The organism is Spirochaeta thermophila DSM 6578, assembly GCF_000184345.1.
Lineage (GTDB): Bacteria > Spirochaetota > Spirochaetia > Winmispirales > Winmispiraceae > Winmispira > Winmispira thermophila.
Genome location: NC_017583.1, coordinates 1,518,990 through 1,541,701 on the forward strand (window position 1 = coordinate 1,518,990; position 22,712 = coordinate 1,541,701).

General features: G+C 62.9%; 17 protein-coding genes. 15 read left to right on the top strand and 2 right to left on the bottom strand.

Annotation, left to right across the window (positions count from 1 at the left end):
- Nucleotides 1-3: 3 nt before the first annotated feature.
- Genes SPITH_RS06860 through SPITH_RS06875 form a run of 4 tightly spaced genes read left to right on the top strand, consistent with a single transcriptional unit; the run spans nt 4 to nt 4,200 of the window.
- Nucleotides 4-933 carry a carbohydrate ABC transporter permease gene (locus SPITH_RS06860; RefSeq protein WP_014624954.1) on the top strand — a complete coding sequence of 310 codons (930 nt, stop codon included), beginning with the start codon at nt 4-6 and terminating at the stop codon, nt 931-933.
- On the top strand, nt 934-1,782 hold the full coding sequence (locus tag SPITH_RS06865) for a carbohydrate ABC transporter permease (RefSeq protein ID WP_014624955.1): 849 nt from the start codon (nt 934-936) through the stop codon (nt 1,780-1,782).
- A 4-nt stretch (nt 1,783-1,786) separates the two neighbouring features.
- Nucleotides 1,787-2,818 (top strand): glycoside hydrolase family 88/105 protein, encoded by a 1,032-nt coding sequence (locus SPITH_RS06870; RefSeq protein WP_014624956.1) that lies wholly within the window; start codon nt 1,787-1,789, stop codon nt 2,816-2,818.
- Nucleotides 2,815-4,200, top strand: coding sequence for a family 4 glycosyl hydrolase (locus tag SPITH_RS06875; protein WP_014624957.1), 1,386 nt, complete (start codon nt 2,815-2,817; stop codon nt 4,198-4,200). Before SPITH_RS06870 ends, SPITH_RS06875 begins: the two co-directional genes overlap by 4 nt.
- Nucleotides 4,201-4,207: 7 nt before the next feature.
- Here the strand turns inward: SPITH_RS06875 and ligA are convergent, their stop codons facing one another.
- Together ligA and SPITH_RS12775 are read right to left on the bottom strand one after the other, a co-directional pair.
- Nucleotides 4,208-6,301: an NAD-dependent DNA ligase LigA gene (gene ligA, locus SPITH_RS06880; RefSeq protein WP_014624958.1), complete on the bottom strand. Its 2,094-nt coding sequence runs from the start codon at nt 6,299-6,301 to the stop codon at nt 4,208-4,210.
- Nucleotides 6,301-8,037: an SPOR domain-containing protein gene (locus tag SPITH_RS12775; protein WP_014624959.1), complete on the bottom strand. Its 1,737-nt coding sequence runs from the start codon at nt 8,035-8,037 to the stop codon at nt 6,301-6,303. The genes ligA and SPITH_RS12775 overlap by 1 nt, the downstream gene beginning before the upstream one ends.
- Nucleotides 8,038-8,203: 166 nt before the next feature.
- Between SPITH_RS12775 and SPITH_RS06890 the strand changes: the two genes are divergently transcribed.
- The 11 genes from SPITH_RS06890 (at nt 8,204) to hisG (ending at nt 22,701) form a co-directional block, all read left to right on the top strand.
- Complete coding sequence (locus tag SPITH_RS06890; protein ID WP_014624960.1) at nt 8,204-9,682, top strand: polysaccharide biosynthesis protein; 1,479 nt, start codon at nt 8,204-8,206, stop codon at nt 9,680-9,682.
- Nucleotides 9,679-10,872, top strand: a complete 1,194-nt coding sequence (locus SPITH_RS06895; protein WP_014624961.1) for a DegT/DnrJ/EryC1/StrS family aminotransferase — start codon at nt 9,679-9,681, stop codon at nt 10,870-10,872. Before SPITH_RS06890 ends, SPITH_RS06895 begins: the two co-directional genes overlap by 4 nt.
- A complete protein-coding gene (locus tag SPITH_RS06900; protein WP_014624962.1) occupies nt 10,869-12,872 on the top strand; it encodes a xanthine dehydrogenase family protein molybdopterin-binding subunit in 2,004 nt (667 codons plus the stop codon). Before SPITH_RS06895 ends, SPITH_RS06900 begins: the two co-directional genes overlap by 4 nt.
- On the top strand, nt 12,856-13,341 hold the full coding sequence (locus tag SPITH_RS06905) for a (2Fe-2S)-binding protein (RefSeq protein WP_014624963.1): 486 nt from the start codon (nt 12,856-12,858) through the stop codon (nt 13,339-13,341). Before SPITH_RS06900 ends, SPITH_RS06905 begins: the two co-directional genes overlap by 17 nt.
- On the top strand, nt 13,328-14,182 hold the full coding sequence (locus tag SPITH_RS06910; protein ID WP_014624964.1) for an FAD binding domain-containing protein: 855 nt from the start codon (nt 13,328-13,330) through the stop codon (nt 14,180-14,182). Before SPITH_RS06905 ends, SPITH_RS06910 begins: the two co-directional genes overlap by 14 nt.
- A gap of 123 nt (nt 14,183-14,305) precedes the next feature.
- Nucleotides 14,306-17,716, top strand: coding sequence for a DNA polymerase III subunit alpha (gene dnaE, locus SPITH_RS06915; RefSeq protein ID WP_014624965.1), 3,411 nt, complete (start codon nt 14,306-14,308; stop codon nt 17,714-17,716).
- 27 nt (nt 17,717-17,743) lie between these two features.
- A complete protein-coding gene (locus tag SPITH_RS06920; RefSeq protein WP_014624966.1) occupies nt 17,744-18,334 on the top strand; it encodes a YggT family protein in 591 nt (196 codons plus the stop codon).
- 7 nt (nt 18,335-18,341) lie between these two features.
- Nucleotides 18,342-20,393 carry an ATP-dependent DNA helicase RecG gene (gene recG / locus SPITH_RS06925; protein WP_014624967.1) on the top strand — a complete coding sequence of 684 codons (2,052 nt, stop codon included), beginning with the start codon at nt 18,342-18,344 and terminating at the stop codon, nt 20,391-20,393.
- 8 nt (nt 20,394-20,401) lie between these two features.
- Entirely contained in the window at nt 20,402-20,944 is a 543-nt protein-coding gene (gene rsmD / locus SPITH_RS06930) for a 16S rRNA (guanine(966)-N(2))-methyltransferase RsmD (protein ID WP_014624968.1), read from the top strand.
- Nucleotides 20,945-20,971: 27 nt separating this feature from the next.
- Nucleotides 20,972-22,066 carry an ATP phosphoribosyltransferase regulatory subunit gene (locus tag SPITH_RS06935; RefSeq protein ID WP_014624969.1) on the top strand — a complete coding sequence of 365 codons (1,095 nt, stop codon included), beginning with the start codon at nt 20,972-20,974 and terminating at the stop codon, nt 22,064-22,066.
- Nucleotides 22,063-22,701, top strand: a complete 639-nt coding sequence (hisG, locus tag SPITH_RS06940) for an ATP phosphoribosyltransferase (protein WP_014624970.1) — start codon at nt 22,063-22,065, stop codon at nt 22,699-22,701. The genes SPITH_RS06935 and hisG overlap by 4 nt, the downstream gene beginning before the upstream one ends.
- The last annotated feature ends 11 nt before the right edge of the window (nt 22,702-22,712 follow it).

The following is a 22,712-nucleotide window of genomic DNA, read 5'->3' on the forward strand; positions in this document are numbered from 1 at the left end:
CACATGACATCCGTTACCACTCGGTATCCCTCACGGGAGAGAAGGACGCGCCTTCGCGACACCCTCGAAGGCTATGCCTTCATCTCCCCCTGGCTGGTGGGATTCTTCGCTTTCACCTTCTTCCCCATCCTCGCATCACTCTACTTCGCCTTCACCGACTACGACCTCCTCTCGCCCCCCGTCTTCACCGGCCTTTCCAACTTCCGGGCCCTCCTCAGGGACGACCTCTTCTGGAAGTCCCTCGGGGTCACCTTTCAGTACGCCTTCGTCTCCGTGCCACTGAGGCTCGTCTTCGCCCTGGCGGTGGCGATGCTCCTCAACATGAACCTGAGATTCGTGGGGTTCTACCGGGCCGTATACTACATCCCCTCGCTCATCGGGGGGAGCGTGGCCGTGGCGGTCCTCTGGCGACGGATCTTCATGAAGGACGGCATCGTCAACATGATGCTCCACTCCCTGGGTATACACTCGGATATTTCATGGATAGGGAATCCCAAGACCGCCCTTCTCACGCTCATCCTCCTCGCCGCCTGGCAGTTCGGATCCTCCATGCTCATCTTCCTCGCCGGCCTCAAGCAGATACCCCGGAGCTACTACGAGGCCGCACACATAGACGGCGCGAATCCCTTCCAGCGATTCATACACATCACCATCCCCCAGCTCACCCCTCTCATCTTCTTCAATCTGGTGATGCAGCTCATCAACGGTTTCACGATCTTCACCCAGGCCTATATAGTAGGAGGCCCCTCCGGGGATCCGATGAACAGCACCCTGGTCTACGCCCTTCAGCTCTACAAGAAGGCCTTCGAGTTCTATCAGATGGGATACGCATCCGCCATGGCATGGGTGCTCCTCCTCGTCATCGCGATCTTCACCGCGCTCATCTTCAAGTCCTCGTATCTCTGGGTGCACTACGAAGCGAAGGAGGGATAGATGAACTACAGGCAGACGACAAGGATCCTTCGTTCGGTCCTCACCCATGCGGTGGTGATACTCCTGGGGTACGTGATGATCTATCCGGTGCTCTGGATGATCGCAAGCTCCCTCAAGGAGAACTCCGAGATCTTCGCCTCGGCTTCGCTCATTCCCCGTGCTCCTTCCTTCGAGGCCTACGTGCGGGGGTGGAAAGGGGTGGGCGGGGTCTCGTTCGCCACCTTTTTCCAGAACTCCTTCTTCTACTCCACCATGGCGACCGTGGGTACCCTCCTCTCCTCCTCCCTGGTTGCCTATGGGTTCGCCCGCATCCGGTTCCGGGGAAGGGCCTTCTGGTTCACCTGTATGCTCCTCACCATGATGCTCCCCTATCAGATCGTGATGATCCCCCAGTACATCCTCTTCTTCAAACTGGGGTGGGTGAACACCTTCGCCCCCCTCATCGTACCGACCTTCTTCGGCCAGCCCTTCTTCATCTTCCTCATGATCCAGTTCATAAGGGGTATTCCCCTCGAGCTTGACGAATCCGCGAAGATCGACGGGTGCAGCAGGTTCACCACCTTCAGACACATCATATTCCCTCTCATGAGCCCCGCCCTGGTGACGAGCGCCATCTTCCAGTTCTACTGGAAGTGGGACGACTTCCTCGGACCGCTCCTCTATCTCAACCGGCCCGTACACTACACGGTCTCGCTCGCCCTGAGGATGTTCTCGGATCCCACCACTTCCACGGACTGGGCCGCCATCTTCGCCATGGGGACGCTCTCTCTGGTCCCCATCTTCCTCATCTTCATGTTCTTCCAGCGATACCTCGTCGAGGGGATCACAGTCTCCGGATTGAAAGGATAACGCCATGACTATGCCGACCATTGATCCAGAGAGGCTTCGAGAGATCATCGATCTCGTAGCGAAGAGGACCATGAACGTGGACTTCACGTGGGACTGGCCCGCGGGAGTGGCCTTTCATGGCATCTGCAGGGCCTGGGAGGCCACAGGGAAGGACGAGTACCTCGAGTTCCTCATCCGGTGGGTGGACGAGTATCTGGAAGTGGGGCTCCCTCCCTTCACCGTGAACGCCTGTGCCATGGGCCACACCCTCCTCACCCTTCACGAAGCCACGGGCGAGACCCGGTACATGGACCTCGTGATGCAGAAGGTCCGCTACCTCCGGGAGGAGGCCCCCAGATTCGGGGAGGGAGTGCTCCAACACACGGTGTCCACCAAGAACGACTTCCCGGAGCAGGCATGGGTGGACACCCTCTTCATGGCCGCCTACTTCCTCCTCCGGGTGGGGGTGACGCTCCAGGACGATGAGATCATCGAGGACGCCCTCTCCCAGTACTACTGGCACGAGGAGCTCCTCCAGGACGAGACCACCAACCTCTTCTACCACGCCTGGGACAATCTCTCGGGAACCCATCTCTCAGGGATCTTCTGGGGGAGGGGAAACGCATGGGCCGCCCTCACCATGGCGGAGGCCCTCAGACTCATCGACTACACCTACCCCATGTTCATGCAGATCGAGGGGGCGCTCAGGGATCTCCTGAGCGCCCTGGTGAGACTCCAATCCGAGGAAGGGCTCTGGCACACGGTGCTCACCGATCCTTCTTCCTATTTGGAGACGAGTGCCTCCGCGGGCATCGCCGCGGCCCTCGTACTCTACGGGCATCCCCTTCACGGGAAATATGTCGCACGCGCTCTGAATGGTATAGTCGACAACATCGGGCCCGACGGCTCGGTGCGGAACGTCTCCGCCGGTACCGCAGTGATGAGGGACGTGGAGGCCTACAAGCAGATACCGAAAAAACGTGTACAGGGATGGGGACAGGGGCTGGCCCTCGTCTTCCTCTCATCTCTACTTCAGCAGCACAAGGAGCACGAATGAGTCACGTACAACAGTCACTCGAGATCGCCTACATAGGAGGGGGATCCCGCGGATGGGCATGGAAGCTCATGGCGGATCTCGCACTCGAACCCGCCCTCACCGGAAGGGTCCGCCTCTACGACATCGATCAGGAGGCGGCGCGCCTCAACGAACGGATCGGCAACCGGCTCTCCAGCCGCTCCGATGTGAAGGGGAAGTGGCACTACGAGACCAGGACGAGCCTCAAGGATGCGCTCGAGGGCGTGGATGTGGTGATCATCTCCATCATGCCCGGCACCTTCAAGGAGATGGAGGTGGACGTCCATGCGCCCGAGCCCTTCGGGATCTACCAGTCGGTGGGCGACACCACGGGACCGGGCGGCCTGTTCAGGGCCCTGAGGACCATTCCGATCTACGAAGAGTTCGCGCAGGCCATCAAGACCTGGGCGCCCAAGGCCTGGGTGATCAACTACACCAACCCCATGGCACTCTGTGTGCGGACCCTCTACGAGGTGTTCCCGGAGGTGAAGGCCTTCGGATGCTGTCATGAGGTCTTTGGAACCCAGGAACTCCTCGCCTCGATGGTGGTACACGAGGGCCTTGTCCAGGATCCTCCGCAGCGCAGGGAGATCCACATCAATGTCCTGGGGCTGAACCACTGCACATGGATCGACAGGGCTTCGTTCCGGGGGGTGGACCTCCTCCCGATGTACCGGCGCTTCGCGGAGCGTCACAGGGAGGAGGGGTTCGAGACAGGGGGCGAACGAACCTGGGAGAACGACTACTTCACGAGCGCCCACAAGGTGAAGTTCGACCTCTTCCTGCGGTTCGGACTCATCGCAGCGGCAGGGGACAGACATCTCGCGGAGTTCTTCCCTGTATCCTGGTACTTGAAGGACCCCGAGACCGTGCGCTCCTGGAAGTTCAGTCTCACCCCGGTCTCCTGGCGGGTGGAGAATCAGAAGTCGCTCGAGGCGCGGGCGCGGAGGCTCGCCTCCGGTGAGGAAGAGGTGGAGCTCGCCCCGTCGGGAGAGGAAGGGGTCCTCATGCTGAAGGCCATCGCTGGGGTGGAGGAGACGGTGAGCAACGTGAACCTTCCCAACCGAGGACAGATCGCCAATCTCCCGCCGGGGACGGTGGTGGAGACCAACGCCCTCTTCAGGTACGACTCGGTGCAACCCGTCCAGGCCGGGGCCCTTCCCTCTTCCCTCCTCGGTCATCTCACCCGGCATGTGGCACAACAGGAAACCATCTCGAGGGCCGGTCTCGAGCGGAACTGGGACCTCGCCTTCAGGGCCTTCCTCTCCGATCCTCTCGTAGCCCACCTTTCCCCGAGCGAGGCCGAGAGGCTCTTCTCCCTCATGCGAGAAAAACTCTCGCCCTCGATGCCTGGCTGGGAGTGAGACTCCTTCAGGAGGAGAAGAGATCCGGTTGACGAGGGGGCTCAGATGCCTCTTGCGAGGCAGAGGGCCCCTTCTCTTTCTCATTGAAGGGGTCCACCCCCGCGGCCTTCAGCATCTCGATGAACTGGTCTTCGGAGACCAGGCGGACACCGAGGGAGCGGGCCTTCTCCAGCTTGGAGCCGGGGTTTTCGCCCACGAGGAGGTGGGTGGTCTTCGATGAGACACTGCTTACCACTTTCCCGCCGAGAGAGGCGATGAGCTCTTCGGCCTTGCTTCTGGGGGTGAAGTGCCGGAAGCTCCCGGTCACACACCAGGCCTGGCCTTCGAAGGGGCCGCCGGAGACCACGGTAGGTCGCTCCTCCTCGAAGGAGAGGCCTGCCTTCCGGAGCTCCTCGATTTCCTTCCGCCACTCGGGGTCTCTCAGTGTCTCCATGAGCTGCCGGGCGGTCTTCTCACCTATGCCTTCGAGCCGGGTGAGGGCTTCGACATCACCTCTATCGGCGATGGTAAAGAGCCGGTCGATGCTCGTGATGCCGCCCCGTATGAGGGTCTCGACCACGCTCGGGCCTACCTCCGGGATCCCGAGGGCCACGAGCACGGTGGAGAAGGGGCGCTTCTTGCTCTCCTCGATGCCCTGGACGATCTGACTGATCTTCTTCTCCCCAAAACCGGGCTCGTCGAGGAGCTTCCAGTAGTCGAAGGTGTAGAGGTCGGGGATACGCCGGATGTAGCCCTTCTCCACGAGGAAGTCGATGGTCTCGTTCCCCAAGACACGGATGTCCATCTGTTTGGGGCTCACGAAGAACTTGAGCCTGCCCGTGATCACGGCAGGGCAGTTCCTGTTTGGACAGAAGTGGTGGGCTCCCCGGCGCTCGAGGGGAGAGCCGCACTCGGGGCAGTGTTCGGGCATGCGCCAGACCGGCACGCCCTCCTCGTTCTTCTCCACCACCTTCTCGATGGCAGGTATGACGTCCCCCCGCTTGGAGATGGCGACGAGGTCGCCGGGTGCGAGCTCGAGGGCCTGGACGTAGTCCTCGTTGTGGAGGGTGACGTTGGAGATGGTGGAACCCGAGAGCTCAACGGGCTTGAGGCGTGCAACAGGGGTGACGCGGCCGGTGCGCCCCACCTGGACGTCGATGCGGAGGAGTTCGGTCACGGCCTGTGGGGCCTCGAATTTGTAGGCGATGGCCCATCGTGGATGGTGGCCGGTGTAGCCGAGGCGTTCCCGGACATCGAGTTCGTTCACCTTGAAGACCAGGCCGTCGATCTGGTAGTCGAGGGTCGCCCGCCCGCTGCGTTCCCTCTCGATGAAGGTGCGGATGCGGGCTTCACGGTCAGGGGTTCCGGCGGGGAGGCGTTCGTGGCGCGGGTTCACCGGGAATCCCCAGTCGATGAGGTAGTCGAGGCTCTCGGTGTAGGTGGCGACCGGGAAGGGAAGGTAGCCGTCGTAGGCCAAGAAGTGGAGGGGTACCCGGGCGACCTCGGCGCTGTTCTTCCTGCGCAGTACGCCCCCTGCGAGGTTGCGGGGGTTGGCGTAGGGGACTTCCATCCGGGCGTTGATCTCGTCGAAGTACTGGAGGGGGAGGTAGACCTCACCCCGGACCACGACCTCTCCGTTTTCCGGAATGCGCAGGGGGATCTGCCTGATGGTTCTGGCGTTGGGGGTGATGTCGTTCCCCACCCTTCCGTTGCCGCGGGTGACGGCACGATCGAGGATGCCGCCCCGGTAGTAGAGCACCAGGGAGACGCCGTCGATCTTCTCTTCTATGACGAATCCGAGGGGCTTGCCTGCGGCGCGCTCGGTCTTCTCGATCCAGGAGAGGACCTCGGTCTCGGTGTAGGCTTTGTCGAGGCTCAAGACCGGGATGGTGTGTGCGACTTCGGGGAAGTCCACGGTGAGATCGGAGCCCACGCGCTGGATGGGGGAATCGGGGCGCCGGAGGTGGGGGAACCGTGTCTCGAGGGTCTTGAGGCGCTCGAAGAGGCTGTCGTATTCCTGGTCGGTGAGGTGGGGTCGGCCGAGGACGTAGTACTCGTAGTCCGCCCGCTGGAGGAGTTCGACGAGTCGGTCGATCTCCCTCTTGGCTTCCTGCTCGGTCATCACCTCCCCCGCTGGATGAAGGCGTCTCTGAAGCCCTGTGCCTTGAACCAGTACAGGAGGGTGCCTCCCTCATCTTCATTGAGAGGTCCCACCAGAATGCGGTACACGGTGGTGCCGTCCGGTCGGGTGAGGGGATAGGCGACCACCGGATAGGTGGTGCGGATCCTCTGTACCAGGTGCAGGGCTGTCTGGGGGCGTGTAAATGCCCCTATCTGGAGGTAATATGCACCTGGATCGAGGGATTCGACAAGGGGAAGGTTGGTGTCGGCCACCACAGGGGCGGGGGTGGGAGAGGGTGTGGGCGTGGGGGCGGGTGGGAGCTGCTCGATGATGCGCTCGATGGCCTCTGCTTCGGGGGTGGGGGTGGGTTCCGGGGCGACAGGGGGGCGCTCCTCTGCAGGCACGAGGGCGAGTTCCACCTCTCCTTCAGGGAGGATCGGGGTGGGGGTGGGGCCGGGAGTGGGTGGGGCCTCGGCCAGGGTGGGCTCTTCCTGGGGTACGACGAGGGCGGTGTCGGGTATGGTGGGGGGGGTGAGGGTCTCCACCAGGGCTTCATCGCGTGCAGGTGCTGCAGGTTCGAGGAGGGGTGGGGCAAGGGCGAGTGAGGGGGCATGAGGTGGTTCGGGTGCGAGCTGAGGGGACGGGACGGGAGGCGGGTCGTCGAGGGGAATGGGGGTGGGGGTGGGTGTGAGGGTGCGCGGCGGAGTGAGGGAGATGAGGGGGCTCGGTGCGGGTTCCGGGGTAGGAGTGGGGGTGGGTGGTGCGGCGACCTCAGGGGTGGGGGTGGGTTGTGGAGTGGCAGCGGCGATCTCACCGCCGGATTCAGGGAGTTCGGGTTCCTCGAGGAGTTCGATCTCGGCTTCGGAGAGGTCGAGGGTGGTCTCGGGTTCGGTGAGGAAGAGGAAGGGATTCTCGGAACGCGGCGGGAGACGAAGGGGTTTGGAGGGGGTGCGTGAAGTGAGCTGGGTGAGAAGGGGTTCGGTGGGGGGTGCGGTGGGGGTGAGGAGGGGGACGGTGGGGATGGGGGTGGGTTCGGTGCGGGCCGGTGCGGGAGTGGGTGCGGGGGATGGGGTGGGGGTCGGGGTGGGTGCGGGGGATGGGGTGGGAACTGGTGTGGGTTCGGCGCGGGCGGGCGCAGGAGTGGGTGAGGGGGACGGCGTGAGGGACGGTGAAGGGACCGGTGTGGGCTCGGCACGGGCCGGCTGGGGGGTGGGGCCGGGGGGCGGGGAGGGCTCGAGCAGGGAGGCGGTGAGGGGAACGGAGCCGGGTTGGAGGCGCGGGGTGGGGAGAGGGGTGACGGGGGTGGGGGTGGGGGTGGGCGTGAGCGCGCTCTCGGGGATGGTGGCTCCGGGATTGAAATCGATGTCGGACGTGATTCCTGCTCCTCCGGCGGCTGCACCCGCCGTGACCCTGGACTTCTCCACCGCCCTCACCCGGGCGATGGTGCCCGAGGGGATGCCCAGGGCGCGGGCCGCATCCCCGGAGAGGAGAAGGAGGAGTCCTTCCTCTTTCAAGGGCTGGGTCACGATCACGGTGATCGTGGCACTGTTCTCGAGGTTGGTCACCTCGACCAAGGTGTTGGGAGGAAACGCGTTCGACGCAGCATAGTATCCCCCGGAGGGGAAGTCACCGTACCGCGAGACGGTGGCGGTCCCCTGCCACACGTTCTGGGACGCCTCGCTCGTCCACGCGAAACCGCCTATGAGGATCATGAGGAGCAGGGTTTTCCGATCCATGGATCTCTCCTTACTCTTGTCTATCGGAAGAAAAAAACCGATAGCTTAACATGTAAAGAGATGAGTTGAAGGGCGAGACCTTCTCGTGTACTCTCTATGTACACTATATCACAGGTCATGAAGGTATGGACAGATCCGGAGACCCTCGCTCGAGAGAGGCGACCACATGAGAAAGACGACGGGTTCATCACGAATCTACATCATAGGCGCAGGGCTGGCCGGTACGGCCATTGCGAAGGAGATCCAGGAGAAGGGCATCTTCGGATCGGTGGCGGCTTTTCTGGATGACGATCCCGGAAAGATCGGCACGAAACTCATGGGGGTTCCGGTGCTGGGTCCCATACGCGACGTCCTGCCCGTCCTCGGCAACAGGCCCCACGACGAGGCCCTCATCGCCATGCCCGGGGCCTCACGCATGGTCCTCAAGGGGATCTACGAGGCCCTCAAACAGGCCGGCTTCGGTCGCATCCGCATCCTCCCCACCATATCCCAGATCCTCGACGGCGAGGCACATCTCATCCAGACAAAGGAGATAGACCCCGCCGACCTTCTCCCCCGGGAACCCCTCACCATCAATCTCTCCGAGGCCCTCAGGTACCTTCGAGGAAAGCGGGTCCTCATCACCGGCGCGGGGGGAAGCATCGGGAGTGAGCTCGCGCGCCAGCTCCTCTTCGGTGGGGTGCAGCGCCTCTACCTCCTCGGGCACGGGGAGAACAGTATCTACGAGATCGACCGGGAGCTCCGTCTCCTCCAGAAGGAAGGGGTCGGAGAGAAGGCCGCGGTGGTGCCCATCATCGGAGAGCTTCAGGACAGGGACTTCATGTTCTACATCCTCGAGCGCCTCAGGGCCGATGTGGTCTTCCACTGCGCTGCGCATAAGCACGTGCCGCTCATGGAGGCGAACCCGGTGGAGGCCATCAAGAACAACGTCTTCGGCACCAGAAACCTCGTGGACGCGGCCCGTGCCGCCGGGACGCAACGGTTCGTTTTCGTCTCCACCGACAAAGCGGCCGATCCTGTGAGCGTGTACGGCTGTTCGAAGCGGATCGCCGAAGAGATCGTGCTCTCCAGCGATGGTGAGGTCTGTGCCTACATGGTGGTCAGGTTCGGCAATGTCCTCGGATCCCGTGGGAGCATCATGCCGCTCTTCAAGGAACAGATTCTCACCGGAGGGCCCGTGACCATCACCACCCCCGGGACCACCCGCTTCTTCATGACCATACCGGAAGCGGCCTCCCTCATCCTCAAGGCGGGAGGCGTCACGGAGAAGGGAGCGCTCTTCGTCCTCGACATGGGCAAACCCATCCGGATACAGGACCTCGCCGAACAGATGATCAGATTCTACGGCTTCGAACCCCACCGTGACATCCCCATCGAGTACATCGGTCTTCGCCCTGGAGAGAAGGAACACGAAACCCTCACCGCAGAGGACGAGGAGCTCAAGCCCACCCCCTACCCGGGGATCCTCCAGGTGGTGAGGAACGGTGGGGCGAACCTCCCGGTGGAGAGAATCGTCGAAGAGCTCCGGCCCATCTGTTTCCGGATGCCGGGAAAGGAGTACCTCTACCGGAACAGGGAGCACCTCTCTGAGGTGCTCGCGACATACTTTTCCTCCTATCGGGTGCTGGTGAGGCGTTCGGCATGAGCGAGGCATCCCCGTCCTACACCATTCCGTTCGCCCGGCCCCACGTAGGGAAGGAGGAAGAAGAGGCGGTGCTCAGGGTCCTACGGAGCGGCTGGCTCACCACGGGGAAGGAGGCCCTCGCCTTCGAGGAGGAATTCGCCAAGGCAGTGGGAGTTCCTCATGCGTGCGCAGTACAGTCGGCGACCGCGGGGCTCCACCTGGCCCTCGAGGCCGTGGGTGTCCGGGAAGGGGATCTGGTGATCACCACCCCCTACACCTTCACCGCCACGGCCGAAGTCGCCCGTTACCTCGGGGCGGAGGTCCTCTTCTGCGACATCGATGAGAAGACCCTCACCATCGATCCCCGTGAAGTCGAACGTACACTGAAGGACCCCGTGGTGGCTCGAAAGGCGAAGGTCGTCGTGCCGGTGCACCTCGCAGGACGCGGGGCCCGGATGGCGGAGCTCCTCGAGATCGCACGCACCGCCGGAGTCGCGGTGGTGGAGGACGCTGCCCATGCCTTTCCGGTGGAGACTCCCCTGGGCATGCTCGGCGCCATCGGGGATCTGGGGGTCTACTCCTTCTACGCCACCAAGCCCATCACCACGGGTGAGGGGGGCATGGTGGTCACCGCGAGCGAGGTGTATGCGACGCGTGTGAGACTCATGAGGCTCCATGGGATCGACAGGCCCGTATGGAATCGCTATCGAACGGCCGGGGCCGCGTGGTACTACGAGGTGGTGGAACCGGGATTCAAGTACAACATGCCCGACATCCTCGCCGCAATAGGCCGGGTGCAGCTCCGCAAGGCCTGGAAGCTCAGGGAGGAGAGGAAGAGGATCGCCCTCCGCTATTTGGAGGCCTTCGCAACCAGGGATTACCTCATACTCCCCGACGCCCCGGAGGAACACGCCTGGCATCTGTTCATCCTGGGGATCAGGGAGGATCTCCTCTCCATCACCCGGGACGAGTACATCGAAAAGCTCGCCCGGAGGGGTATCGGCACCTCAGTCCACTACATCCCTCTCTTCCTCATGCCCTACTACCGCAAACGCTATCACCTCTCACCGGATGATTTTCCCGTCTCCATGAGGGTGTACCGGCGGTCGTTCAGCCTTCCCCTCTATCCCGATCTCTCGGATGAAGAGGTGGACTACGTGATCCGCTCGGTCCTGGAGACAGGCGACGCCGCCTACAGGAAAAGGCCATGAACCTGAGGGACTTGAGAACCGTACTCACCGGAGGAGCCGAACACCCCCTGGATCTCTCGTTTCCCGGGATGCTCCACGTGGGCATCCTCAGGTCCACCAGGGCCCACGCAAAGATCAGGGAGATCCAGATTCCCCAGGACATCCCCCCCGACATCAACATCATCCGCGCAGCCGACCTCCCCCGCCCTACCCTCACCATCCTCGATGAAGAGATCCCTCTCCTCGCGGAAGACAAGGTCTTCTATGAAGGACAACCCATCCTCCTCGTCGTCGCACCCTCCTCCCGGGAGATGAGGGAGATCCTCTCGAGGATACAGGTGACCTACGAGGAACTCCCCGCCACCATCTCATTGGAAGAAGCCCTGGGCCACCAGATCGCTCACGTCCGAACCGCCACAAGGGGTCCCTGGGAGGAGGAACCGGAGACAGAGATCATACGAGGCCGTATCCTCGTCCCGTCCGAGTCCCTGCCGCCACTCCGCGAGGAGGCCATCGTCACCCACCTCGCCGACGGAGTGCTCCACATCGCCACCACATGTCCATGGCCCTCGCTCGTCCGAGAGACCGTGGCCCGTGTATGCGGCAAGCCGTCCTCCAAGATCCACGTGAACCTCTTCAGGGAGGAACATCTCTACGATGCGGACGTCCTCACCCCGCTCCTCTGCTCCGCCTATGCGGCCTTCGTCACGTGCACAACGGGGCGCCCGTGTAGGCTGCAACTATCCCCCCACGAAATGAGCCGTTACGGCAGCAAGGCCCCCTCGGTGCTTCTCCAGTACACCGCCTGGATCGCCCGGAACGCCGTGAGGAAGGTCGACCTCCTCATCTCCATCGATGCAGGGTATATCGCGCCCTTCAGCAGGGAGATGGTCGATCGGGCCTTTTCCAGCATCCTCTCCCTCTACCGATGGAAGAGCATGCGACTCACCATACGCGCCGTCCGGACGAACCTCCTTCCCACCGGGTTCTTCGCCGGCCTGGGAGATGTCCCCATCGCCCGTGCCGTGGAGGGCATGATGAACCACCTGGCCCTCAAGGCCGGGGCCTCTCCCGAGGAGTGGAGGCTCACACACCTCCGGGGAGACCCTTCCTTCGACGCACTTCGTACTCTCGTCCGGGAAGCCACCCGAAAAGCCGACTTTCCGCGCAAGTTCACTGTCGAGAGCATCACACCAAGAACAGAGGCTCTCCCCTTCGAACCGAGAAGAGGTACAGGTCTCGCCGTCGCAGGCCTCTGGCACGGGTTCTTCTCGTTCCCCGAGAGGTGGCGACGTGCCGCCCTCTCCCTCTCGCTGGAGACCGACGGAACACTCGTAGTACGAAGCACCCACCTTCCACAACATCCGGAACTGCGGGACGTCTGGATATCTCTCATCAAGGAGTACACCGGCATATCGGAAGGGAAGATCACCTTCTCGTTCGAGGGGGCCTCCGACCTCCCCGCAGGAGGTCCCTCATCCATGGGGAGAAACGTGAGGCTCTTCACCGGGCTCCTGGTGAGGGCCTGCAGAGAACTCCAGCAGAAACGATTCCGCACCCCCCTCCCCATACACCTCTCGGTCTATGCGAGAGGGACGAGGGTCAAACCCACCGCCCAAGGATATCACCTCCTTCCCCCCAGTGAAAAGGCATGGGGCGTGGGCATAGTGGAGGTGCGGGCCATCCCCCTCACCCACGTCCCTCGGATCGTGAAGATCTGGCTCTGCATCGATGCCGGACACATCCTCTCTCCCGAGGCTCTCAGGAGGGTCCTCATCCAGAACACCCTGACGGCGCTTTCGATGAGACGCTCCTCGTGGGAAAGGGATCTCTATCCCGACATCTCCCTTCCGAACATAGAGATACACTTCTTCCCCTCCCAGAACACGGTCCCCCTCCCCGCGGGCAACCTCCCCTTCGCCCTCATCCCACCCGCCCTCGATCTCGCCCTCCTCCAGCTCCATGGGGAGGGCTCCACCACCCTCATCCAGGGAGAAGAACACCATGTTGCTCACCTGTGAGCTCGATCACGTCCACCTTCAACAGGAGGTGGACCCCCTCATGGATCTGCACTCCTTCCTCAAGAGTGAACTCCGGGTCACCGCAGTGAAGGGTTCGTGCGGCAGTGGCTACTGCGGACGGTGCGGGGTGCTCATCGACGACGTCTTCTCTCTCGCCTGTATGGTCCCCCTCTTCTCGGTACAACAGCGTCGCATCCTCACGATCGTAGGGTTCTCCTCCACCCCCGACTACGTGGATCTGGAGAAGGGATTCCACGCCGAGAAGGTCTTCCCCTGCGGCCACTGCGCCCCCTCCCGTATCCTCCTCGGCCACAGTCTCCTCGTATACGCGGAGCATCATCAGATGGACCCCAGGGGCATAAGGGAACACGTGGCACAGTTTCCCTGCACGTGCATCACCCCCGAGGAGTATACCAGGGGCCTCGTGAAGGCCCTCCGATTCAGGCAGAGGCGATATGGACACTACTAGGCACTCCGGCGTCGCCATCTACTATCCCCAAGACATTCAAGACGCCCTCCTTCTCGCCCGGAAGCGCCCCGAGGCCCTTCTCATGGCAGGGGGCACCTATCTCGCCATGAGCGACACCTGGACCCGCTTCCAGGGACCCATCATCACCCTCCAACGGGTCTCAGAACTGAGCCGGATCATCCGCACGGAACGGTATCTGGAGATAGGCGCCATGGTGAGCCAGGGCCATCTCTCCACCGTGGCCCGCGCCGTCCTCCCCCCCCTCCTCACCCGGGCACTTCTCCTCGCAGCCCCTCCCACCGTCAGGTGGAAGGCCACCGTGGGCGGCAACCTCACCATACCCGACAGGAGCCTCGGGATCTCGCCCGCCCTCATTCTCCTCGACGCCGTGGTCGAGATCCGCACATCCACGAGGAGCAGATGGATTCCCGTCTCCGCCATCAGGAACCAGCAGGGCTTCAGCCTCCTCCACGAAGACGAGATCCTCACCCGGATCCGCATCCCCCGAACCCCCTGGACCCACACCCACCTCTTCTCCCTCACGCCGCCCCACCGCATGGATCGCCCACTCACCCTTTACGGCCTCGCCCGGAGCGAGGGCTCACTCCTCGAGGAGATCCGATGGGCCTTCCACACCCGACACCCCTTCCCCATCCGCATGGCCGACCTGGAAGGACTCCTCTCCGGCCAACGTCTCCCCCTCTCGGAACGGGAGATGACACGCACCCTGGACGAAGCCGAGGCCCTCATCGCCCAGGAGCAGTACGGCCTCTCCCCCCACGAACAGCGGCAGGCCCTGCACCTCCTCCACACCTTCCTCCTCAACGTGAGCCACGCCTGAGCGATCTCACGGTGGTTATCTCTATACTTGTAAACATATTACAGACACACCGATCGGGCTCGTCCTCCTCCTTGCAGCATCCCATGTTGCACGCCCCCCGGTTTCGGGATATAGTGTAGGGTCATGAGCACCCATCCGTTCGTGCACCTCCACGTACACAGCGACTACAGCCTGCTCGACGGTTCCATCAAGACAGGGGACCTGGTCAAGAGGGTGAAGGAACTCGGCATGGACGCCGTGGCCCTCACCGATCACGGCAACCTCTTCGGCATGATAGAGTTCTACAAGAAGGCCAGGGCGGCAGGAGTGACCCCGATCCTCGGATGCGAATGCTACGTGGCCCCGGAATCCCGCACCCTCAAGGATCAAGACCACGCGGCCAACTACCACCTCATCCTCCTCGCCGAGAACTACACCGGTTATCTCAATCTCCTCAAACTCGTGACCGAGAGCTACCTCACGGGGTTCTACTACAAACCCCGTATCGACGACGGGCTCCTCGCCGCACATCACGAAGGGCTCATCGCCCTGAGCTCCTGCCTCGGGGGCGAGATTCCCTCCCTCATCCTCGGCCGCCGGATCGACAAAGCCCGCGAGCGCGCCCGGTTCTACCGGGACATCTTCGGCCCCGACCGCTTCTACCTGGAACTCCAGGATCACGGCCTCTCCGAGCAGAAACGCGTCAACAAGGCCCTGGTGGAACTCTCGAAGGAGCTCGACATCCCCCTGGTGGCCACCAACGACGTACACTACCTCCTCAAGGAACACGCCGAGGCCCACGAGGTGCTTCTCTGCATCGGCACGAACAAGAAGCTCTCGGACCAGGACAGGATGCGGTTCGAGACCCAGGAGTTCTATCTCAAGTCGCCCGAGGAGATGGCCCGCCTCTTCGAGGGAATCCCCGAGGCCCTGGAGAACACCGTACGGATCGCGGAACGCTGCGCCTTCGAGATACCATTCCCCGGCCCTCTCCTCCCCGAATACCACATCCCCGAGGGATTCGACTCGCCCGAGGCCTACCTGAGACACCTCACCTACGAGGGCCTCAAGAAGAGGTATCACCAGATCACGCGAGAGATCCGCGAGCGGGCCGACCTCGAGCTGTCCATCATCATCCAGATGGGCTTCACCGGATACTTCCTCATCGTGTGGGACTTCGTACATTTCGCAAAGGAACAGGGCATCCCCGTGGGTCCGGGTCGCGGATCCGGGGCCGGATCCATCGTGGCCTATGCCCTCGGCATCACCAACATCGACCCGCTCAAGTACGGTCTCCTCTTCGAGCGATTCCTCAATCCCGAACGGATCTCCATGCCGGACTTCGACATAGACTTCTGCTACGCGCGCCGCGAAGAGGTGATCGACTACGTGACCCGGAAGTATGGAAAGGATCGGGTCGCCCAGATCATCACCTTCGGGACCCTCAAACCCAAGGCCGTGATCAAGGACGTGGCCCGGGTACTCGGGATCCCCTTCGCCGAGGCGAACGAACTCACCAAGCTCATGGGCGATGCATCATCGGTCGAGGAGGCCATCCAGAGGGAACCGAGACTCGCCCGCCTCGCCGAGGAGGACGAGACCTACACGCGCCTCTTCCAGATAGGCTCGGTGCTCCAGGGCCTCAGCCGTCACGCATCCACCCATGCGGCGGGTATCGTGATCGGCCGGGAAGCCCTCACCAACTACGTGCCCCTCTACCGGGATCCCAAGACCGGCGACATCTCCACCCAGTACTCCATGGAACACCTCGAGGACTGCGGGCTCGTGAAGATGGACTTCCTCGGACTCAAGACCCTCACCCTCATCACCCACACCGAGGAGCTCGTCCGCACGCACACTCCCGACTTCGATACGGAACGCATACCAGAAGACGACGCACAGACCTTCCAGCTCCTGGCCGAGGGGAAGAGCACCTGCGTCTTCCAGTTCGAGAGTGAGGGTATGCAGAACATCCTCCGAAGGGCGAAACCGGAGAGCATCGAAGAACTCATCGCTCTCAACGCCCTCTACCGGCCCGGGCCCATGCAGTTCATCGACCAGTTCATCGAGGCGAAACAGGGCAGACGGAAGATCACCTACCCCCACCCCGACCTCGAACCCATCCTCAAGGAGACCTACGGGGTCATCGTCTACCAGGAACAGGTGATGCAGATCGCCCAGAAGATCGCGGGCTACACCCTGGGCGGAGCCGACATCCTCCGCCGGGCCATGGGGAAGAAGAAGCCCGAGGTCATGGCGAAGGAGAAGGAGAAGTTCATCAAAGGGGCGGTGGCCCAGGGCTACTCCCGCCAGTTCGCCGAGGAACTCTTCGAGCTCCTCATCCCCTTCGCAGGCTATGGGTTCAACAAGTCCCACGCCGCCGCGTACTCCGTACTCGCCTACAAGACCGCCTACCTCAAGGCCCACTATCCCGCGGAGTTCATGGCCGCGAACCTCACGAACGAGATCGGCAACCCGGACAAGCTCGCCCAATACATCGGCGAGACCAGGGCGATGGGCATAGAGGTCCTCCCTCCCGACATCAACGCCTCCGAACGCTACTTCACGGTCCGGGACGGGAAGATCGTCTACGGCCTCGTGGGCATAAAGAACGTGGGGACCGCTGCAGTGGAGGAGATCCTCGGCAAGCGGAAGGAAGGACCCTTCACCTCGTTCATCGACTTCCTTTTCCGCGTGGATCTGCGCACCGTCAACCGGAAGGTGATCGAGACATGCATCCAGGCAGGGGTCTTCGACAGCCTCCATCCCAACCGGGCGGAACTCATGCACAACCTGGAGGCCCTTCTCGCCCACGTGAACCGCATAAAGGAGCAGCAGGAGGCCTCGCAGGGCTTCCTCTTCGAGGAGACCGAAACCCAGATCCGGGAGGAGTTCCAGTTCACCCCTGTGGAAGACTGGGACACCATGGAGAAGCTCCGCTACGAGCGGGAACTTCTCGGTTTCTACTTCTCATCGCATCCCCTCGACCACCTGCGCGAGATATGGGAGAAGGGGGTGAACCTCGATCTCTCCCATCCGGAGAGGACCGATCCCTCGAGGACCTACCAGCTCATGGGAGTCCTCAAGACCGTACGCGAAATCACGACCCAGAAGGGGAACCGCATGGCCTTCGGTACCATCGAGGACTACAGAGGGAGCATCGAGGCGGTCTTCTTCCCCAACGTATACGAAGCACTCTCCTCCCCCCTCCTCCCGGACACCGTGGTCGCATGCAGGGGACGCGTGGAGAGGAACCGTGATGACTACAAGTTCATCGTGGAAGAGATGCTCGACCCGAAGGACCTGCCCCCCGTGGGCGCACAGGAAGTCCACATCAGGCTCGCAAGTCCCCAGGTACCGGAAGACCACCTCTTCAAGATCCGGGAACTCATCCTCAAGCACCGCGGCCGCTGTCAGGTGTTCCTCCACGTACCCCTCTCCTCGGGAAAAGAACAGGTGGTGAAGGCCTCCGTCCACATCACCACATCCCCTTCGAGGGATCTGATCGATCAGCTCCGGAGAGAGGAGTACGTGCGAGAGATATGGGTCCAGTGATCCCATGAAGATCGAAAGGAGGACGTCATGATCGCGACGATACTCTATACCCTCTCCGCCCTCGTCACACTGTACAGTCTGATACTCGTCATTCGGATACTCCTCTCCTGGTTCTACCCCTCGGGAGGGGAGGCGCTGTTCCTGCTCTACCGGATCACCGACCCCTACCTCGCCCTCTTCAGGAGGATCGGCTTCCTCCGGACCGAACGTTTCGACTTTTCCCCCATCATCGCCCTCCTCGCCCTCTCGGTGCTGGGGAACATCTTCCTGAGTCTCGCCCGTACGGGACGGATCTACGTAGGACAGATCCTTTCGATCATCGTAGGGGGACTCTGGTTCGCGGTCTCTTTCATCCTCATGTTCTTCGTGATACTCATTGCCGTCCGACTCCTCGGTATCGCCTTCCGCGCCAATTCCGTGGGGCCCTTCTGGTTCACGCTCGACAACATCCTCTCCCCCCTCACCTACTCGGTCTCCCACTTCTTCTGGCGTACCTCCCGACCCCTCTCATACCGCACGGGACTCCTCATCACCGGGGTGCTCTTCCTCCTCCTCAACCTCGCAGGGAACGCCCTCGTCTCCCTCGTGACCCGAGCCCTCATCCTCCTTCCCTTTTAGAGCCGCCATGCTCCTGGAGGACATCAGCGCCCCCATCACCACCCTCGCCGGCATAGGAGGCAAGACCGCACGGCACTTCCACAAGCTCGGCATACGCTCCGTGGGCGACCTCCTCCAGCACTACCCGCGCGACTACGAGGACCGCAGCACCTTCACCTCCCTCGCCGAGGCCCACGCCACCGGCAAGGCCACCACCGTTGCCACCATCACCCTCATGGACTACATAGGGAAACCCTCCAATCCCGTACTCCGCATCTTCATCAACGACGGGACCGAGCTCGCCGCCCTCGTCTGTTTCGGCCGCAACTTCCTCTCCCGGAAGTTCTCCCCGGGGATGAAGGTCTTCGTGAGCGGCCAGTTCGAGATGCGCTACGGGAAGCTCCAGTCCACACGATTCATCATCGAACCCTACACCGAGAGCCCGAAGGAGTTCGGGAAGATCCTCCCCATCTACCCCACCACCGAGGACCTCCCCCAAACCATCCTCCGCTCCGCCGTGGAGGCCGCCCTCCGCCAGTACCTCCCCCTCCTCGACGACCCCCTCCCCCCCTCGCTCCTCGCAGCCCGCTCCCTCCCCCCCCTCCCCGAGGCCCTCGCCGCCATCCACTTCCCCCCCGACCGGGACGCCCTCACCCGCGCCCGCACCCGCCTCATCTACCAGGAACTCTTCTTCCTCCAGGTCATCGTGGTACGCGCGGCCATGAAACGAAAGACCCAGCTTCAGGCCCCCGTCCACTTCCCCCGCACCCTCCAGGAACGCCTCCGACGCTCCCTCCCCTTCCCCCTCACCCCCGACCAGGAGAAGGTCCTCGAGGAGATCTACGCCGACACCACGAGCCCCCGCCCCATGGCCCGTCTCCTTCAGGGCGACGTCGGCAGCGGCAAGACCCTCGTCGCCCTCCTCGCCGCCCTCCCCTACATCGAAGCCGGGCACCAGGTCGCCTTCATGGTCCCCACCGAGCTCCTCGCCCTTCAACACGCCGAGACCGCCCACACCCTCCTTTCCCCCTTCGGCGTCCGCACCGCCCTGCTCGCCGGCACCCTCCAACCCGCCGCCCGCCGCACCCTCCTCTCCGCCATCCTCCGCGGCGAAGTCGACCTGGTCATCGGCACCCACACCCTCTTCAGCGACGACGTCGCCTACCGTAACCTCCGCCTGGCCATCATAGACGAACAGCACAAGTTCGGCGTCTCACAACGCGCCCGCCTCCTGGAGAAGGCCTCCCACCCCGACCTCCTCCTCATGACCGCCACCCCCATCCCCCGCACCATGGCCCTCACCCTCTACGGCGACATGGACATGAGCACCATCAAGACCATGCCCCCCGGCCGAAAACCCGTCCGCACCCACCTCGCCGTGCTCGGCAAAGAGGAAAAGGTCTACACCTGGGTCGAGAAGGAGCTCGAGAAGGGACATCAGGCCTACTTCGTCTACCCCCTCATCGGTGAATCCGAGAAGCTCGAGCTGCGCAACGCCGAATCCATGGTCGAGTTCCTGCGCCGCCGATACCCCCGGTGGAAGGTCGCCCTCATCCACTCCCGCATCCCCGACGAAGAGAAGGAACGCATCATGCGGGAGTTCATGCAGGGAAAGATCCGGATCCTCGTGGCCACCAGCGTCATCGAAGTGGGGGTGAACGTCCCCACCGCCACCTGCATCGTCATCGAACACGCCGAACGCTTCGGCCTCGCCACCCTCCACCAGCTTCGTGGGAGAGTAGGTCGAAGCGACCGCCAATCCTACGCCTTCCTCGTGTACAGCCCCGACCTCACCGAAGAGGCAAAGGCCCGACTCCGCACCATGAAAGAAACCACCGACGGCTTCCTCATCGCCGAGAAAGACCTGGAGATACGCGGCCCCGGCGACCTCCTCGACGGCACGATCCAGGCCGGCCACCTCAGGCTCCGGATCGCCCACCTCACCCGGGACGCCCCCCTCATGCACGAGGTGCGGAAGGACGTGGAAGCCCTCCTCGCGAGGGACCCCGGCCTCCTCAGGCCCGAACACACCCTCATCCGCACCCTCATTGAACGAACCGACAAGGAACCCGCCCTCTAGGAGGCCCCATGAAACCCATGCGCATCACCGGAGGCATCCACAAAGGCCGCACCGTCCTCTGCCCGCCGGGCATCATCCGGCCCGCCATGGCGCGCATGCGCGAGGCCCTCTTCTCCTCCCTGGGGAACATGGAGGGCCGATCCTTCCTCGACCTCTTCGCGGGATCGGGCATCATGGCCATCGAGGCGGCCTCCCGGGGCGCCTCCCCTGTCGTGTGCGTGGAGAAGGATCGGAGGAAACGACCCGTCCTCGAACGCAACCTGCGCGAACTCGGGATAGACGGCCGCATCCTCATCGAACCCGCCGAGCACTACATCCGGCACGCCGTCTCCCCCTTCGACGTGATCTACCTCGATCCCCCCTTCGCCTACCCCCACAAGGGCCGCCTCCTCGAACTCGTCTCCTCCTCGGCCCTCCTGCACGAGACCACCGTGATCCTCATCCACCACCCCTCAAAGGACCCCCTCCCCGGGACACCGGGGAGGCTCGAACGCTTCAAGGAGAAACACTTCGGTCAGTCATATGTATCTTTCTATCGAATTGTGCTATAGTGGCCCCACAGACCACTGGAGACCGCGATGCAGAGAAAGAACAACCACGCACGACCTGACCTCCCACTCGCCCAGACCACGGAAACCGCCCGGGCGCGCCTCCAGATTCCACGGGGCACCGAGCAGCTCCTCCAGGAGGAAGCCCTCCTCCATCGGTTCGTGGTCCGGACACTGGAAGACCTCTACCTCTCGCAAGGCTATCTCCCGGTACAGACCCCGGTCTTCGACTTCTTCGACATCTACCGTCCCCTCCTCGACCCCGCCGTCCAGGCCAAGACCTACCGCCTCGTCGACCGGGAAGGCGACATCCTCATGCTCAGATCTGACATCACCCTCTTCCTCGCGAAACAGCTCGGCACCACCGTGGCCCCCGAAGACCTCCCCCTTCGTGTCTTTTACGCCGACACCATCCTCCGTCACGAAGGCCAGGAGGACATATCCCACGACGAGTACTTCCAGGCGGGGGTCGAGCTCCTCGGCCTCCCGGGCCCCGAAGGCGACCTCGAGATCCTCACCCTCCTCGCACACACCCTCTCCCTCTTCGATCTCCCTCCTCACGCCCTCCACATAGGATCGAAACGCCTCTTCTCCCTCGCCTTCTCCTCCCTCCCGGACGGACTCTCCTCCCGCATCGCCCATGCCATCGCCACCCGCGATCGCAGCCTCTTCAGGCGGATCCTCACCCAAGCAGGCTGGGACGAGAGAGACATAGAGAACCACCGTCGACTCTTCTGGTTCATAGGAGAACCCGGCGAGATCCCCGCACTCACCTCCCTCGTCCGTGACCTCCCCACCGCCCTCGGAGAGGAAGTGGCAGCCCTCGCATCGCTCGTCGAAGCCCTCACCTCGCAGGGCGTACCCGGATCCCTCCTGCGCATCGACCTCTCGGAGACAGGGGGGCAGGACTACTACACCGGCATCGCCTTTCGTGTGTACGTTGAAGGCGCCGATGCGGCCGTGGTCTCCGGAGGGCGTTACGACTCCCTCCTCTCCTACTTCGGCCTCGAGTGCCCCTCCGTGGGATACTCCCTCATGCTCCGCAAGCTCGAACCCCTTATAAGGGACCCGCATCGATTCATCCCCCCCTCCATCCTCGCCCGCATACGAAAGGAGCGCACATGAGCGACCGCCTCACCATGGCCCTCCCCAAGGGAAGGCTTCTCAAGAAGGTGCAGGACCACTTCGGACGCTACGGCATCATCTTTCCCGACGAGGACGACCGTAAGCTCGTCATAGAGGACACCTCCGGCAGATTCACCTTCTTTCTGGTGAAGAACAGCGACCTACCCGTCTACGTGAGCCACGGGATCGCCGGCCTCGGCATCTGCGGCGAAGACGTACTCACGGAGAGCCAGACCGACCTGCTCAAGCTCGCTCCCCTCCCCTTCGGCTCCACCAGGATGTGCCTCGCGGCCCGAAAGGACACCCCGCCACCCGCAGGATCCGGACCCCTCACCATCGCCACCAAGTTCCCCCACTTCACCCGGACCTACTACCACAAGCTCGGCGTGGCCGTGCAGGTCATCAAACTGGCCGGGTCGGTGGAACTCGCCCCGGTCCTCGGCCTCGCCCCCTACATCGTCGACCTCGTGGAGACAGGCTCCACCCTCAAAGCCAACAACCTCTACGTGGTCCAGGAACTCGCCCGCATCCGAGTCTACCTCGTGGCGAACCCCGCCTACTACAAGCTCCACTACAAGGAGATTGAGGAATTCCTCGAAATGCTCGATATTGAAACTACAGAACCCTCCCCCTGAAAGGAGACGCC